We start from the raw sequence: 15,878 nt of genomic DNA on the forward strand, positions 1-15,878 counted from the left end.
TGCGGCCGGGGGATCGCGGCAGTAACCGCTTGGTAACTGGCGATTTTAACCAGCTGCCGCCAACCCTGTCCCGGGCATTCCCATGCGGTAGCAGGTCGTGAAGCCTTCGGGCGGCGCGGCCTCGCCAAAGCTTCCCTGGTGGGCGCGCAGCACGCGCGCCACGATCTCGTGGCCCAGGTGCAGGCTGTCCACGGGCGCTGCCGCGCGCTCTGCGCCGTCACGGCGGCCGTCGCTACGGCGGCCGTCATCGCAGACCTGCAGCCAGACCTCGCCATCCGGCCCCTGCCCGGCCTGCACCTCGATCTGCGTGCCGTGCGGTGTGTGCTTGAGGGCGTTTTCCACCAGGTTGCGCAGCGCCAGCTCCAGCAGCACGGCATTGCCCATCACGCCCAGTGCCTCAGGCGCCTGCACGGACAGGCTGCAGCCGCGCTGCCAGGCCGCCTGCGCATGGGCGGCCACCACCTGGCGGGCCAGCGCGGCCAGGTCCACGGGCACGGGCGGGTCGGCCAGCATGGCGCGTCCTGCGCGCGCCAGTGCCAGCAGCTGGCTGAGCACATGGCCGGCGTGCAGCGCGTCCTGGCCTATGCGCGCCAGCGCGGCGCGCTGGGCCGGAGCGTCCATGGCGCCGGCCGGCGCATCGCCCAGGGCACGCGCCTGCAAGGCGATGGAGGCCAGCGGCGTGCGTAGTTCATGGGCCACTTCGTTGGCCAGGCTGCGCTCGCGCTCCAGCGCCTCCTGCTGGCGGTCCAGCAAGGTGTTGATGGAGTTCACCACGGGCATGAATTCCCGCAGCGCGTGGCGGTGCGAGACGCGCTCGGCCTGGGCCAGGTCCAGGCGCTCGACCTCGCGCGAGAGTTCGTTGAGCGGACGCATGCCGCGTCGAATGGCCAGCCCCAGCGCCAGCGCGACCACAGGCAAAAGCCACAGGCCCGGCTCGATCATCTGGCCCGCGATGTCGTCGGCCAGTTCGTCGCGCTCCTGCAGCTCGATCATCACGCTGACCTTGCGTGCATGGTCGCGGCTCCATTGGGTGAAGCTGCGCCAGGCCCGATGCTCGGGACCCAGGCGCAGGGTGGCAAAGCCCTGCTCGGTGTCGAAGGCGGGCTCGGGCGCATCGCCCGTGCGCGAGATCAGCCGCCCAGCGCCATCCCACAGGGCCACGCTCAGCGACTGCTGGTAGTCGTGGGCCATCAGGCCGGGGGGCTCATGCACGGGCGTGGCTGCTCCCTGGCCTACGGCGCCTGCGACTTCCAGGTTGAGCACCAGCGCAGCGACGCCGGCCAGGTGGCCGTCGGTGAGCTCGTCGGCCTCGTGCACGCCGGTCTGGTAGCCCAGTGCCACGAAGCTGGCCCAGACCACGACCAGCGCGCCCAGCATCCAGGCCATCAGATGCCAGATCAGCGAGGGGCGGCGCTGCTGCGCGGTGCTCATGGGTTCTCCGCAGGAAGAAAGTAGCCCACGCCGCGCATGGTGACGATGCTGGCATTGCCCAGCTTCTTGCGCAGGTGGTGGATGTGGACCTCGACGGCATTGCTTTCCACGGCCGTGCCCCAGCTGTAGAGATGTTCCTCGATCTGCTGGCGCGAGAGCACGCGCCCGCGCGCCTGCAGCAGCACCCAGAGCACGGAGAACTCGCGCGGCGACATTTCCACCAGCTTTCCGTCGCGGCGCACGGTGCGCGCGGCCGGGTCGACCTCCAGCTCGCCATGGCGGATCACGGGTGCCGCCTGCCCGCCTGCGCGGCGCAGCATGGCGCGCAGCCGCGCCTCCAGCTCGTCGATGTCGAAGGGCTTGACCAGGTAGTCATCGGCACCCAGGTCCAGCCCGGCGATGCGTTCGCGCACCTGGTCGCGCGCGGTGAGGATGAGCACGGGCGTGTTGGGGTCCGGCAGGGCGTGGCTGTCGCTACCCGGACGGCGCGGGCTCCGCAGGCGGCGCAGGATTTCGCTGCCATCGCCATCGGGCAGGCCCAGGTCCAGCAGCACGGCGTCGAAGCGCTCCATCTCCAGCGCATGCCAGGCATCGGCCACCGTGGAGCAGACGTCGACCGCATAGCGGCGCTGTTGCAGATTGGCCTGCAGGCCTGCGGCAATGCCCGCGTTGTCTTCGACGACCAGTATTCGCATGCGCGCATTGTGCAATGGCCGCTGCCGGCTGCGGCGCCAGACGATGGCCGCACGCCGGGGCATGCGTTAAGACGGGTTTAAGCCGCGCTTCTCATGCTGCCGGCCATGCCGACACCCGACCCCCGAGATTTCTCCGCCACCCCCGCGCAGGGCCCCTCCTTCAAAAGCACCCTGCTGTGGACCCTGGCGGCCCTGGCCGTGGTCCTGGCCTGGGATGCCGGCGCCCTGGACCTGGCCATGGCCCGCTGGTTTGGCGACGCCGATGGCTTTGCGCTGCGTTCGGACTGGTTCTTCGTGAACATCGCCCACGAAGGCGCACGCCGCCTGGCCTGGCTGGTGGTGCTGGGCCTGACGCTGTGCGTCTGGCGGCCCATCGGCCCGCTGCGCCTGCTGCCTCACGGGCGGCGCGTGCAGCTGGTGGCGGGCATCTTGCTGTCGCTGGCCCTGATCTCGCTGCTCAAGTACACCAGCGCGACCAGCTGCCCCTGGGACCTGGCCGAGTTCGGCGGCGTGGCGCGCCATGTCTCGCACTGGTCGCTGGGCCTGGCCGACGGCGGGCCGGGCCGCTGCTTTCCCGCAGGCCATGCCTCGGCAGGCTTCGCCTTTCTGGCCGGCTATTTCGCGCTGCGCCGCCATGCACCCCGCGCAGCCTGGATCTGGCTGGCCGTCTCGCTGGCCGCAGGCCTGTCGATGGGCCTGGCCCAGCAGATGCGCGGCGCCCATTTCATGAGCCACACGCTGTGGACCGGCTGGCTGTGCTGGACGGCGGGCTGGCTTTTCGACCTGGCGGTCACGCGTGCGCTGCGCACCCGGGACAGCGCGCCTGACTCCCTGTGGCCCGCCGCCAGCCTTCCGCCTTCCACTCCCTGATCAAGCGTTGCCATGCTGCCCCTGGACCCCGCCCTGTTCACGCTGCTGAACGCCAACGCGCAAACGCCCGCCATCTCGATCGAGGCGGCGCGCGCCATCTCCTCCTGGCTTCCCTCGCTGTGCGCCCTTCCCGTGATGGCCGGGCTGCTGCGCGGCTCGCCCGCCCTGCGCCGCACGCTGGTGCTGGCCCTGCTGTCCATGCTGGCCGCCTGGGCCGTGGCACGGCTGATCCGCTGGGGCTTCCCGGCGCCGCGTCCTGCCCAGCTGGGCATGGGCGTGCAATGGGTGGAACACGCGCTGCGGTCCAGCTTTCCGAGCATGCACGCCACGGGCGCCTTTGCCCTGGCCCAGGCGCTGACCCTGGGCTGCACGCTCCACCGCCGCTGGGTCATGGTGTCCGCCTGGTCGCTGGCCCTGGGCATGGCCTGGAGCCGCGTGCACCTGGGCGTGCACTTCCCGTCCGATGTGGTCGGCGGCGCCATCGTGGGCATCTGCAGCGCCACCCTGGTCTGGCATGCCGCGCTGTGGCGCCGCCTTGCCGTCATGCCCAACCTGCTGCCCTACAACGCACGAACCCACTCAGGCAGGCCCCGATAGACCATGGCGAAGGCATAGCGCACGGCACATAAAACTGGCGCCCCCCAGAACGAGGGACACCGAGCAAGGGCCGTCCCGCCGCGAGGGTGTCGTCCCCCCGCGTAGCGAGAGGGGGAAGGCGCGAAGCGCCTCAGGGGTTAGTTCACACGACATATCTTCAGCATGTTCGTGCCGCCGGGCTGGCCCATGGGCTCGCCGCAGGTGATGGCGTAGACATCGCCGCTTTGCACGATGTTGCGCGCGCGCAGATGGCCTTCGGCCTGGTCCAGCGCGGTGTCGCGGTCGGCGCTGGTGTCCATGAGCAGGGGGCGCACGTTGCGGTACATGGCCATCTTGCGCTGCGTGGAGATCTTGGGCGTGAGCGCGTAGATGGGGATGTGGATGCGGTGGCGGCTCATCCACAGCGCGGTGGAGCCGCTGTCCGTCATGGCGACGATGGCCTTGGCGCCCAGGTGGTGGGCCGTGAACAGCGCGCCGATGGCGATCGACTGGTCGATGCGCGAGAACTGGCGGCCGGTGAACTCGGCATCGCTGTCCGGGTCTTCGGCCGCTTCCGCGGCGGCGCAGATCTTGGCCATTTCCTGCACGGTCTCCAGCGGGTACCTGCCGGCGGCGGTCTCGGCGCTGAGCATGACGGCGTCCGTGCCGTCCAGCACGGCGTTGGCCACGTCGCTGACCTCGGCGCGCGTGGGCACGGGGTTGGTGATCATGCTCTCCATCATCTGCGTGGCGGTGATCACGAACTTGTCCATGTCGCGCGCCATGCGGATCATCTTTTTTTGCAGCGCGGGCACGGCCGCGTTGCCCACTTCCACGGCCAGGTCGCCGCGCGCCACCATGATGCCGTCGGAGACATGCAGGATCTCTTCCAGGCGCGGAATGGCCTCGGCGCGCTCGATCTTGGCGATCAGGCCGGGCTTGTGGCCGTACTGGGCCGCAGCCACGTTGCACAGCTGGCGCGCCATTTCCATGTCGGTGGCGTTCTTGGGAAAGCTCACGGCCACGTAGTCGGCCTGGAAGCTCATGGCGGTCTTGATGTCCTCCATGTCCTTGGCCGTCAGCGCCGGGGCCGTCAGGCCGCCGCCCTGCTTGTTGATGCCCTTGTTGTTGGACAGTTCGCCGCCGAGCTTGACGGTGGTGTGCACCTCGTCGCCGCGCACATGGTCCACGGTGAGCACGATCAGGCCGTCGTTGAGCAGCAGCACGTCGCCGGGCTTCACGTCGCGCGGCAGTTCCTTGTAGTCCAGGCCCACGCCGTTGATGTCGCCGGGCTCGGTGCGCGATGCGTCGAGCACGAAGCGCGCGCCGGGCTCCAGCATGACCTTGCCTTCGGCGAACTTGCCGACGCGGATCTTGGGGCCCTGCAGGTCGGCCATGATGGCCACCTCGCGGCCTGCGCGCTGGGCCGCCTCGCGCACCATGGTGGCGCGGTCGATGTGGTCCTGCGCCTTGCCGTGGCTGAAATTCAGGCGCACCACGTTGACGCCTTCGCGCACCATCTGTTCCAGCAGTTGCGGGTCGCTGGAAGCGGGGCCCAGGGTGGCGACGATCTTGGTGGCACGGCTCACTTGCATGGAATGTCTCTCGCTCAGGGTTTGTAATCGGGTTTCAATTCTCACACGAATGCGGTTACATGAAGGCAACATTCCGGCATGCGGTGCGGGCCTGAAGCGTACACACAAGTGAAACTGACGTCATGTTCAAGTAAATCTGACGTCATCCCAAAAACAATGCCCACAAAGACAATCATCAATAGCAAACACTAACTATACTGCCAGCCAAGCTGGCAGTACATAGCGCATTCTTAGCAGCAGCGCCATTGGGTGAAGGTGTTTAACCCATCCCGTTCTACTGACTGGAGTTGACCCAGTTCGGTGGACACCTCAGCGTTTGTTCGAGGTGCCGCAAATGTCCAGAGTCAAGCTACCGTATCCGGCGCAGTTCAGGCATCAGATGGTCGAGGTGATACTAATGTTGCCCCCGTACTCGCGACCCCGCCCTATACGCAATAAAGCACCTGGTCAGCCCATGCCGCCTGTTGCCGCCTGAACTCCCGAGGCGACCGCATTTTCAGCGAAGAATGCGGATGCACCTCGTTGAAGTGCTCGAAGGCCGCTGGCAGTTGTGCCAGTACCGTCTGCGCGTCACTCAGGTCCATGCGAGCCACGTAGTCACGCTTGGAGGTGTTGACGAAGCTCTCGACCATACCGTTGCTCTGCGGGATGAAGACGGGCGTGTTGATGGGCTTCAGGCCCAGAGCGCGCGCCAGTGCCCTCGTTTCGGCAGCGATCTAGGCACCGTCGTTGTAACTGAGGAACTCCAACTCTTGGCCCTACGGGACCGCTTCGACCGAGCCGAATCGGCGTTCGACGGCCTCGATGAGCATCTCGCGAACCGGCTTGCCTGGCAGTCCCTTGCCCTCCCATGCACGCCAAGCCAGCACCTCACGGTCGCAGCAGTCCTTGGCGAAGGCGGCCGTCACGGTTTGACTCGAATCGCACTTGATTTCCAGACCATCGGAGCACCATCGAGGGTCGCTGCGCGAGACCGCAACACGGCCCTCATGCGTGCGTGCAGACTGGCGCCGGCGAGGCGCCTTGGGCAGCAGCAAAGCGGCTTGTAGGGGTCTCCTCGTTTTCAGTGCAATAAGTGACGGTACGCAAAGCTAGCACTGGCGCGGGGGTGGTCTGGGTAGACCGTTGATTTCATTGACTTTCCTGTTCGCTTTGTAAACGGGTATGGTGGCCTCCCACTTTTGAGGTTCACGATGCAGGGTTGGCACACAACGTTTTTGGGGATGCGTGGGCTCCCCCGCGATATCAGCGACTTCGAGATGAAGGCATTTTTCACCTTCGATGGTGCCGAGCGCGACGCAATCAATGCACGCCGAGGTGATTCCCACAAGCTTGGTCTGGCGCTCCATATTGGTTTCCTGCGCATGAGTGGGCGTTTGCTCGGTGCCTTTCGGGTAATTCCAGTAGCCTTGTGGCGCCACCTTGGCAACGAGCTTGGCATTGCAGCACCAGAAGTCGCCTCGCTGAGAGCCATGTATGAACGCGGGCGCACGCTATTCGATCACCAACAAGTAGCCTGCACGGTCCTTGGATTCCAGTGGATGAGCGAGCACCAGCGCCGCTCACTGGTACGTGAACTGCGCGACGAAGTGGCGCGCTGCGCCGACCGCGATCAGCTACTCGTGCGGGCGCGTCAATGGCTGTACAAGAACAAGCTGGTGATCGTGCACGAGCGGGCAATTCGGACACTGATTGCGGCGGCACTTGCCCAGCTTGAAGTTGAAACAGGCACCGCCATCGCCGCCAGCGTTGATCCAGCAACACTTGATCGCTGGCGAGCCTCAGTTTCAGAGCTGCGCCCAGATGGACAAACCCAGCAGAGTTGGCTATGGGCTGCACCGGCGAAACACTCAACCCGCCAAATCAGCGAGGTACTGGAGCGCATCGACCTGCTTTACACGCTGGACGTTCATAAGCACCTGGCAGACATCCCCGATCTCATCTTGCGCCGCTACGCGCGCCGACTTGTCTCCAGGCCGCCCTCAGCCGGAGCCAAGATCAAAGAGCCAGCGCGCACCGTGGAGGTCGCATGCTTTCTTCGGTATTGCCTGTTCACCACCACAGACCAGTTGATCCTTATGGTGCAGCGCCGGATCGCCGATCTGTGGCGTCAGGCTGCCGCCGATGTCCCCGCTACCGTCAATTGGGCCGCAATGTATGTCGGCGCCGATCCAAATCTGAGCCACCGTGCCGACCGAATATTGAGCCAGGGGTGGGGGCCGGCCTTCAGAGGGCCGGCGGTGGATAAGTGTAGGTCTGTCCTGGCTCTTTGACCTCCTCGATGTTGAGTTGAGCGCGCGGGGGAAGCCGCGCAGGGCGTAGCCCGTAGCGGATTTCCCCGCGCGGCGCCGCTTCAGAAGTCGTCCTGCGGCAGCTCGGACTTGCTGCCCTTGCGGGCCTGCTCGCGCGCCTTGATGCGCTTCTTGGCCTCTGCCGTACTGCGGCTGAAGCGGATCGACTCGTTGCCCGTCTCCACGATGTGGCAGTGGTGCGTGAGCCGGTCCAGCAACGCGGTGGTCATCTTCGCGTCGCCGAACACGCTGGACCACTCCGCGAAGTCCAGGTTGGTCGTGATCATCACGCTGGTGTGTTCATACAGGCGACTGAGCAGGTGGAACAGCAACGCCCCGCCGGCCTGGCTGAACGGCAGGTAGCCCAACTCGTCCAGGATGACGAGGTCCATGCGCAGCAAGCTCAATGCAATGCGCCCGGCCTTGCCTTGCGCCTTCTCCTGCTCCAGTGCATTGACCAGGTCGACCGTCGAGAAGAACCGCACGCGCTTGCCATGCCGGGTGATGCCCGATACGCCGATGGCCGTGGCCAGATGCGTCTTGCCCGTGCCCGGCCCACCCACCAACACGACGTTGTGTGCGTCGTCTGTGAAGTTGGTTGCGGCCAGTGTGCTCACAAGCTTGCGATCTACCGGCGAGACCTCGAAGTCGAAGCCGGCGATGTCGCGATGCACCGGGAACTTCGCGGCGTGCATCTGGTGGCTGACCGAGCGCATGGCGCGATCCGTGCCCTCGGCCTGCAGCAAGTGCTCGATCAACCAGCGCGAGGAGTCCACCCCTGCGTTCGTTCCTTGCTCCACCAGGTCGGCCCAGGCGCCGGCCATGCCATGCAGACGCAACGCCTTGAGTTCAACCGTCACGTCACGCGTCATGGCCGGCCTCCTCGGTGGCGTTGTCGGCACGCAGGCTGTCGTAGCGCGCCGTGTTGGCCAGCGGCGGTGTGCTCACCTTCAGCTGCGTCGCAGCCGTCTGCGGCATCGGCACCGCATTCAGGCGCCCCAGCACGTTGACCACGTGCTCCACGCTCACCTTGCCGGGCGGCCCGGTCTCCAGCGCCAGTTCCACCGCCACCAGCACCGCGTCCAGCCCGGCGCTCAGCACGATGGCCAGCACCTGCGCCATCACGCGGTCGCCGCCCGGGTTGCGCAGCAGCCCACGGCGCAGCCTCTGCAGCGGCTCGGGCATGTCGGCGAACGGCGCGCCATTCCTCAGCGCGCCGGGCTTCCTCTGCAGCAGCGGGATGTAGTGCTGCCAGTCATACCGCGTCTCGCCGGCGTTGCTCAGGCGGTCGTGGCGCGCGACGATGTGGTCGTTGGCCACCACGACGACGCTGCCCGGGTACAGCCTGGTGCTGACCATTTGCCCGAACAGCTCGCACGGCACCGAGTAGCGGTTGCGCGCCACCGATACCAGGCAGGTGCTGGACACGCGCGCGGGCTTCTCGACGTAGCCATCGAACGGCGCCGGCATGGGCATCAGATGCGCCCGCTCGTGTTCGAGCATCTCGGCCACGCTGAACTGCTCGTGCTCGGGGTGGCGCACCTCGTCCCACAACGCCCGGCACCGCTGGCCCAGCCAGGCGTTGAGTTCGCTGAAGCTGCCGAAGCGCTGCTTGGCCGCGTCGATCCAGATGCGCCGGCGGCTGTCCTGCACGTTCTTCTCGACGACGCCCTTCTCCCAGCCGCTGGCGACGTTGCAGAAGTCCGGGTCGTACAGGTAGTGCGCACACATGGTCGCGAAGCGCTCATTGACGATCCGGCCCTTACCCTTCTTGACCTTGTCCACCGCGGTCTTCATGTTGTCGTAGATGCCGCGCCGGGCCACGCCGCCCAGGGCTGCAAAGCTGCGGGTATGGGCATCGAACAACATCTCATGGCCTTGGCTCGGATAGGCCACCAGCCAGAAGGCCCGCGAAGCGCATAGCTTCATGTGCGAGACCTGCATGCGGTAGTAGATCCCGCCCACCACCAGCCCTTCCTCGCTCCAGTCGAACTGGAAGGCTTCGCCGAGCTCGAAGGCCAGCGGCACGAAGGCGTTGGCGCTCGCAGATTGACCTTCGCCCTGGCGCCACGCCCGGATGAAGTCGGTCACCCGCGTGTAGCCACCGTCGTAGCCAGCGCCCCTGATCTCGGCGTACAGCGCCTTGGCCGTGCGACGCTCGCGCTTGGGCCGCCGGGCGTCGGCCTTCAACGCCTGCCTGAGCGCCTCGTGGAACGCAGTGAGCTTGTTCGGCTGCTCCCCGCGCCGGTACTTCGGCGGGCCATCCACCTCGCCGTGCAGCCACTTCGCAACCGTGTTGCGCGACAGCCCCGTCATGCGCGAGATCTCGCGCTCCGATTTGTTCTTCCGGGCATGCAAACGCCGGATCCTGCCAATCATGTCCATGGTGATCACTCCTCGTCCTCTGCTGCACAAAAAAACAGCAGAGTAGGTTGAACACCTGGCTCAATTTTGGGTCGGCACAACCCTCATAAGTGGCTCAGTTTTCGGTCGGCGCCAACATGTCATCTCTTTCGCCACATTGACAGAAGGACAGGTTCAAAGCTCGGACACGTCGTTTCACGCGTGGATACAGTGCGATGAATATGTGATCGATTTCATGGCGCCGATGTTCCCGGAAGCCTGTACGTCCGCCGGCCACCCGTTCATCGCACCGCGGCGCATGTTTCAGAAGAAGTGGGCCGACATGGCTCCCAGCCATGAGCATCTGGATCAAGAAGGTGATTTTCCACCTAGTGCCAAATCCCGAACTGACCGTCAACCTCCGGCAATCGTTTCTGAAGAAGCCTGCCGGGGCAGATCTCGTCAACGTCTGCCTGCACTGGTACCGGAAACCACCGAAATCGATTCTTCCCGAGTTGCGGATGCAAAACGACTTGGGGGAAGTGACTCGGATCAAATTGAACAACAGCGCGGTTTCAGGCGCTTGGTGAATTCACTCCGTGGCTCACATCAATCCCTTTAGTTCGCAGCACATGGAGGCAGCTTGCCGGGTGCTTGCAGACACCGAACGAGGTCTGACGGGCGCGCAGATCGAGCGACTGCTGCAGGAAATCAAAATCGCCGATGTGTCGCCTGGCATCACCAAGTGGAAGCGCCTTTTCAACGCGCTGGCGGAAGCGCAGAACCAGCACCAAATCGGTAATCACTTGATCTTGCTGATCAACCTTGCCATGAACCCGGTCAACTACGCGCGCGACCCAGGCGCTTTCCGGTGGCGGCGCGATGAGCTGAATGTGGTGGTTGCTTTTTCGGGTTTCTTCGTGCGCGAAGATGGCCGTGTAGGCTTTGCCGACAAGGCCACGACATTGGACGCCGCGCGCTCGCGCGCCTGCCGGCTGAAGTCGGCACTTGAAAGCCGCAACGTCCATGTCGAAGTGCTCAACTACTGCCGCGCCGAACTGCTGGATGAAAACTACTTCCATGCCGTCTTCGAGTCGACCAAAGGCGTCGCCGAGCGCATCCGTTCCATGTCGGGCCTGACCATGGATGGAGCCGAGTTGGTGAACCGGACGTTTTCGACGCAAAACCCGATCCTGGTTCTCGGTTCTCTCGCCACCGAATCTGAGAAGAGCGAGCAAAAAGGCTTCGCCCATCTGCTGGTAGGCCTCTTCGGCGCCGTGCGCAACCCACTCGCCCATGCCCCCAAGACAAACTGGCCGATGTCCGAACAAGATGCCCTGGACATCCTGACACTGGTATCACTCATTCACCGCAAGCTGGATCGCACGCTGAAAGCGAATACCGCGGCGTTGTAGCGGCTCCCCGTGTCTCCAGAGGATGGGGGTACTACTCTTTCGCGGGTGATCGGCCGGCGCCAAGACAGCCATCACGTAAGCCGTCAGTGCAACTGCTCGACAAGCTCTTCCAACTCGACGAGCCCTGCAGCGCGGCATTCCAGATCCTGCGCAATGGCGAGCATGTCGGTGAGCACGCAGGCCACGCGCCATGTCTGATTGAAGCTCTCGCTCATCTCCGCCTCGCTGCAGTACCCAGCGTGAACTGCGGCCCGATCGATGGGCCGAGGCCATCGGCGCAGATCGAGCGCCGGGTGGCTGAAATACGCATCGCCGAAGTCGATGATGCCAGTCAACTGCCCGGTCTGCGGATCGACGAAGACGTGTTCGGGGCCGGGGTTGCTGTGCAAGGCCACCCAGGCGTCTGCGTCCGGCAAGGCGCGCATCGCGAGGCGCGCCAACTGCAACGGGTCGAGCGCGAACGGCCAGGGCTGGGCCGCCCGCGCCACGGCTGTGACGGCGTCGTCGAAGAGGCCGCCGAACCGTGTGCGAACGTCGGCCGCCGTGTGGTCGCCGGGGATCAGGCGCGCCTCGAACAGGGGTTGCTGAGGGATTGCGTGAATGCGACGCAGCATGCGCCCCAGGTCAACCAGCGTACGCCGGCGGAGGTCACCGTCGAACCTTGCCGAGTGCATCGGCACGCCGGGCATGCGCGTCATCAAGGTGTACTCGATCCCGGGTTCGGCGACGCCCCCACCAAGGACTCGTGGAACGCGTACGCCCTCCAGGCCTGCCAGCTGCTCCAACAGGAAACGCTCCTTGTCCAGGCTCGTTCGCGCGCGCAGCTGTTGTGGTCTCTGAACCTTCAGGATCAGGCCGTCGTCGATCGCATAGGTGCGCGCCTCGCCGCCGCTCTCGTCGACGGCCCTGACGGCCTTCGCGCCCGCCGCATGCAGGCGCACGATCGCGAGCACCGCGTCGGGATCGAGCACCGGGTCGGCCGCGTCGGGTTGTATGTAGAAGTCCTTGCCCATGTCTGTCCTCCAACGTCAACGTTGATGCCAATCCCAGCCTGCCGTCTCCATGGCCAGCAGCGCGGCGAAGCGACCCCGGCACCGAATCAACTCGTCCGGCGCGCCTTGTTCGAGGATGCGACCGTCCTCGATCACGATGATGCGATCGGCCTCCAGCGCCGTTGACAGCCGATGCGCCACGATCAGAACGGCACGGCTCGAGTCGTGCGCGTCGCGGCGAAGAGCGGCGCGGAACGCAGCGTCGCTGGCGTGGTCGATCGCGGCTGTCGCTTCGTCGAGCAGCAGCACGCGAGGCTGGCGCACCAGCGCGCGCGTGAGCGCGAGCAATTGCCGTTGGCCCGCAGACAACGCGGCGCCGGCCTCGCCCGCGTCCAGGGGCGTGTCGTAGCCCTGCGGCAGTGCCTGGATGAACGCATGCGCGCCCGTTGCCTTGGCTGCCGCTTCGCAAGCAGTCCGGGTCACGAGGACGTCGCCCATCGTGAGGTTGTCGAGCACGCTGCCGCTGAAGAGTTGCAGCGTCTGCGGCACGACGCCCAGGCACTGACGGCGTTCCTCGTCCGTCATGGCGCGTGGATCCGCGCCCGCCACGCGAATTTCGCCGGACCAGGGCGCATACAGGCCACCGGCGAGGTGCATCAGGCTGCTCTTGCCGGCACCGGTGCGCCCGACCAGCGCGACGTGCTCGCCTGCGCGAACGCTCAAGGAGACGCCGTTCAGCACGAGGCGATCGGCGACGTAGCCGAAGATCACATCCTTCAACTGGATCAACGGCTCCGGTTCGCTCCTTGCCTGTTGCACGGAATGGGCGACCGGTGTTTCCTCGACCGGCAGCGCCAAGACCTGGAACACGCGCTCCGCCCCGGACAGCGCGCTCTGCACGGTCTGCCATTCCTCGCCCAGCGTCGTTATCGGCGCGAAGAAGCGGCGAAACAGCAGCACGAAGGCCGTGAGCGTGCCGATAGAAACACCCCAGCCCGCCAGCGCGCCCTCGGCGCCTGCCCACAGCAGGCCGCAGACGATCAGCGACGCCAGGATGGCCATCAGCGGCGTGTAGATCGTTGAATAGCGTGTGGCCGCGAGATAGGCGTGTTGCGTGGCCTGCAGAGCGCCACGAAAGCGGTGCTCGAAGAACCCCGTTCGTCCGAAAGCACGAATGACCTCCGCGCCACCGAGGGTCTCCACGAGTGCCGTGTTGACGCTTCCCACGGCCTCCCGGCTGGCCCGTTCAGCGGCCAATACCCGCAGCTGGAACCAGCGCGTGAACCACAGCAGGGGCGGCACGGCCAGTCCGCAGAGCAGCGTCAGCGAGGGACTGAGCACGAGCATCGTCACCGTGATCGTGACCAGTCGCACGAGGTCGGCGACAAGGCTCGCGATGCCCGACGAGAACAGGCGGTCGATGGTGTCGATGTCTGCGGTGCAGCGACTGACGGTGTCACCCAACGGGGTCGTGTCGAAGTAGCGCGCAGGCAGCCGTTGCAGATGGCCAAACAGGCGCGCGCGCAGGTCGCGCAACGCCCGTTGGGCTGCGATCGCGGTGCCGTACGCAGACGCGAAGCCCAACGCCTGCTGCCCGGCCACGACCAGCAGGTAGAGCACGCCCAGCAGCATCAGGCCGTCGCCACGGCCCACGGCCAAGTGGGCGTCCACGGCCTGCCGCACGAGGAGCGGCGGCAGCACCTCCAGCGCCGCACCGGCAAGCACGCAGGCTGCGATGGCCACGAGCAGGCGTCTCTGCGGCGCCAGTAGCGAGCCCACCTGGGCGGTCGTGAGTCCTCGGCGTGTTGTCGGTGCCGGCTGTGACTGTGTTGCGGTCATGCGTCCTCCGGCTGTGCCATCGCGACCTGCGCCGCGTAGATCCGTGCATACAGGCCGCCCGCCAGCATCAGCTGTTCATGAGAGCCTCGTTCGACTATGCGTCCTCCATCCAACACGACGACGAGATCCGCCTGCGGGAAGGCCGCCAGCCGGTGCGAGCACAGGACGATGGTGGCCTGTCGCGCGGCCGGCGCCCCGCGGCCGAACTCCGCGCGCAGGCTGGCAATGATCTGAGCCTCCGTCGCGACGTCGACCGCCGAGAACGGATCGTCCAGCACCAGCAGCCGAGGTCCCGCCGCCGCCGCGCGTGCCAGTGCGACGCGCTGCCGCTGACCGCCGGAAATGCGAATGCCGCGCTCGCCGATCTCGGCATCGACGCCGTGCTCGAAGCCCGCTACGTCCTTCGCAAGCGCGGCGATTTCCAGGGCGCTCATCGTGGCGAGGTCGGCCTGCTCACGTCCCATGGTGATGTTCTCGCGCACCGTACCCGAGAACAGGAAGGGCTCCTGCGGCAGGTAACCGATGTCACCGCGATGTCGTGCGGGCGCGTCGCCGTCCAGGGAAACGGTACCGCCGGCGAGCGGGTACAGGCCCAGCAGAGCCTTCGCCAGCGCACTCTTGCCCGAGCCGACCGGCCCGGTCACTGCTACGAACGCGCCTGCCGAAATCTCGAGCGAGACCTGGTTCAGCGCCGTGACGGCGGCGTCGGCGTTGCCGTGAGAGAAGCTCACGTTGTGCAGGGATACGGCGAGCCCGCGTTCAACTCGTGACGCCGGCTCGGTGAGAGTCGAGCGCGGAGTCGTTCCGGCCAGGTAGCCGGCGCGAAACGAAGCGAACCGATGCTCGCCGCGAGCAGGCAGGGCCGCAGCGAGCAAGGGGGCGAGCCGCGCGTAGGCTGCGCCGCCTGCTTGCACCGAGTTCACGAGCTGCGGCACCCGAAATCCGCGCCCGGTGAAGCGCAGAAAAAGGTCCAGATAGGTCACGAACGCCCCCAGCGTCCACGCGCCTGCGATGACTTTTTCGCCGCCTTGCCACAACACCAGCACGATGCCGGCCGCCATCAGCGTGGTGTAGACCGCGGGCAGGCCGGCGCGGGGCCGCGCCACCGCGAGATTGGTGTGCGCCTGTGCATCTGCGAGCCGCTCGATCCGCGTCTGTGCGGCCTGCTTCATCCCCAGTAGCCTCGCGACGCGGATGCCGGACAGTTGCTCCTGCAGTCCCGCGGTCAACGCGCCGTTGGCTTGTCGAGCCGCCGTCGTACGTTGGTGAATAAAGCGTCCGGCGGCCCAGGCCAGCACCATCGCGAAGGGCACGGGAATCAGCGCCTGCAGGGTCAACGACCAGTCCAGCACCAGCATGGCGACGAAGAACGACATCAAGAACAGGAGCGTGTCCCAGGTCTCGACGATCACCTCGCGGATACCGACGCCCAGCACTTCGACGTCACCGATGACGCGCGCCATGGTGTCGCCAACAGGCGTGGCAGTCAGCTTTGCCATCGGCCAGGCGAGCACCCCGCGCAGGGCATCCGCGCGCAGATTGGCGCGGATGCGCGCGTTGGCCGTCATCAACCACCAGCGCTTGCCCAGTCGCGGCAGTTCTGTGGCCAGGGTTGCGGCGGCGAACAGCGCGACGGCCTGCAGTAGCGTCGCGCGCGTCGCCTGGCCCTGCGCGAAGTGCGTCGCGGCGTCGATCGCGCGCCCGAGGCACACGGCGGGCAGGACCACGGCTGTGTTCATGACGACGCCTGCCAGGGAGCCGAGGACAAGCTGCCCGGCGGTCTGCCGGTAGTAGGGACGCAGTGTCCAGAGGTAGTGCGCCATGTCAGTCG

Annotated in this window: 12 protein-coding genes and 3 pseudogenes; 6 read left to right on the forward strand and 9 right to left on the reverse strand. The window is 66.3% G+C overall.

The window, feature by feature from the left end; all coding sequences use genetic code 11:
* Positions 1 to 45 precede the first annotated feature (45 nt).
* Both ACRSCF_RS28480 and ACRSCF_RS28485 read right to left on the reverse strand, forming a co-directional pair.
* On the reverse strand, positions 46 to 1,431 hold the full coding sequence (locus ACRSCF_RS28480) for a two-component sensor histidine kinase (RefSeq protein WP_016449836.1): 1,386 nt from the start codon (positions 1,429 to 1,431) through the stop codon (positions 46 to 48).
* On the reverse strand, positions 1,428 to 2,126 hold the full coding sequence (locus tag ACRSCF_RS28485) for a response regulator transcription factor (protein ID WP_034363543.1): 699 nt from the start codon (positions 2,124 to 2,126) through the stop codon (positions 1,428 to 1,430). The genes ACRSCF_RS28480 and ACRSCF_RS28485 overlap by 4 nt, the downstream gene beginning before the upstream one ends.
* Positions 2,127 to 2,219: 93 nt before the next feature.
* Here ACRSCF_RS28485 and ACRSCF_RS28490 point away from each other — a divergent pair, with 93 nt between their 5' ends.
* Positions 2,220 to 2,996 (forward strand): phosphatase PAP2 family protein, encoded by a 777-nt coding sequence (locus ACRSCF_RS28490; protein ID WP_244387615.1) that lies wholly within the window; start codon positions 2,220 to 2,222, stop codon positions 2,994 to 2,996.
* A gap of 12 nt (positions 2,997 to 3,008) precedes the next feature.
* Positions 3,009 to 3,593, forward strand: a complete 585-nt coding sequence (locus ACRSCF_RS28495; RefSeq protein ID WP_160855195.1) for a phosphatase PAP2 family protein — start codon at positions 3,009 to 3,011, stop codon at positions 3,591 to 3,593.
* Between the two features lie 137 nt (positions 3,594 to 3,730).
* On the opposite strand, the gene pyk is transcribed toward ACRSCF_RS28495, so the two are convergent.
* Complete coding sequence (pyk, locus tag ACRSCF_RS28500; protein WP_016449840.1) at positions 3,731 to 5,167, reverse strand: pyruvate kinase; 1,437 nt, start codon at positions 5,165 to 5,167, stop codon at positions 3,731 to 3,733.
* 425 nt (positions 5,168 to 5,592) lie between these two features.
* Positions 5,593 to 6,213, reverse strand: a pseudogene (locus ACRSCF_RS28505) (integrase core domain-containing protein); the annotation flags it as partial.
* A 147-nt stretch (positions 6,214 to 6,360) separates the two neighbouring features.
* On the opposite strand from ACRSCF_RS28505, the pseudogene ACRSCF_RS28510 reads away from it, so the two are divergent.
* Positions 6,361 to 7,326, forward strand: a pseudogene (locus ACRSCF_RS28510) (DUF4158 domain-containing protein); the annotation flags it as partial.
* A gap of 194 nt (positions 7,327 to 7,520) precedes the next feature.
* Here ACRSCF_RS28510 and istB read toward each other — a convergent pair.
* Positions 7,521 to 8,330: an IS21-like element helper ATPase IstB gene (gene istB / locus ACRSCF_RS28515; RefSeq protein ID WP_005800232.1), complete on the reverse strand. Its 810-nt coding sequence runs from the start codon at positions 8,328 to 8,330 to the stop codon at positions 7,521 to 7,523.
* On the reverse strand, positions 8,320 to 9,843 hold the full coding sequence (gene istA, locus ACRSCF_RS28520) for an IS21 family transposase (RefSeq protein WP_005800234.1): 1,524 nt from the start codon (positions 9,841 to 9,843) through the stop codon (positions 8,320 to 8,322). Before istA ends, istB begins: the two co-directional genes overlap by 11 nt.
* A 136-nt stretch (positions 9,844 to 9,979) precedes the next feature.
* On the opposite strand from istA, the pseudogene ACRSCF_RS28525 reads away from it, so the two are divergent.
* The 3 genes and pseudogenes from ACRSCF_RS28525 to ACRSCF_RS28535 form a co-directional block, all read left to right on the forward strand.
* A pseudogene (locus ACRSCF_RS28525) lies at positions 9,980 to 10,123 on the forward strand (DUF2026 family protein); the annotation flags it as partial.
* 34 nt (positions 10,124 to 10,157) lie between these two features.
* Positions 10,158 to 10,391 (forward strand): DUF2026 family protein, encoded by a 234-nt coding sequence (locus tag ACRSCF_RS28530; RefSeq protein WP_052151759.1) that lies wholly within the window; start codon positions 10,158 to 10,160, stop codon positions 10,389 to 10,391.
* A 9-nt stretch (positions 10,392 to 10,400) separates the two neighbouring features.
* A complete protein-coding gene (locus tag ACRSCF_RS28535) occupies positions 10,401 to 11,216 on the forward strand; it encodes a TIGR02391 family protein (protein ID WP_432675169.1) in 816 nt (271 codons plus the stop codon).
* Between the two features lie 83 nt (positions 11,217 to 11,299).
* On the opposite strand, the gene ACRSCF_RS28540 is transcribed toward ACRSCF_RS28535, so the two are convergent.
* From ACRSCF_RS28540 to ACRSCF_RS28550, 3 genes are read right to left on the reverse strand one after another with little or no spacing between them, the layout of a single operon-like run.
* Positions 11,300 to 12,229, reverse strand: coding sequence for a phosphotransferase family protein (locus ACRSCF_RS28540; RefSeq protein ID WP_432675170.1), 930 nt, complete (start codon positions 12,227 to 12,229; stop codon positions 11,300 to 11,302).
* Positions 12,230 to 12,244: 15 nt separating this feature from the next.
* Complete coding sequence (locus ACRSCF_RS28545; protein WP_059441849.1) at positions 12,245 to 14,047, reverse strand: ABC transporter ATP-binding protein; 1,803 nt, start codon at positions 14,045 to 14,047, stop codon at positions 12,245 to 12,247.
* Positions 14,044 to 15,870 (reverse strand): ABC transporter ATP-binding protein, encoded by a 1,827-nt coding sequence (locus ACRSCF_RS28550; RefSeq protein WP_059441850.1) that lies wholly within the window; start codon positions 15,868 to 15,870, stop codon positions 14,044 to 14,046. The genes ACRSCF_RS28545 and ACRSCF_RS28550 overlap by 4 nt, the downstream gene beginning before the upstream one ends.
* Positions 15,871 to 15,878: the final 8 nt, after the last annotated feature.

Source organism: Delftia sp. 11MD, from assembly GCF_050907895.1.
GTDB lineage: Bacteria > Pseudomonadota > Gammaproteobacteria > Burkholderiales > Burkholderiaceae_C > Comamonas > Comamonas tsuruhatensis.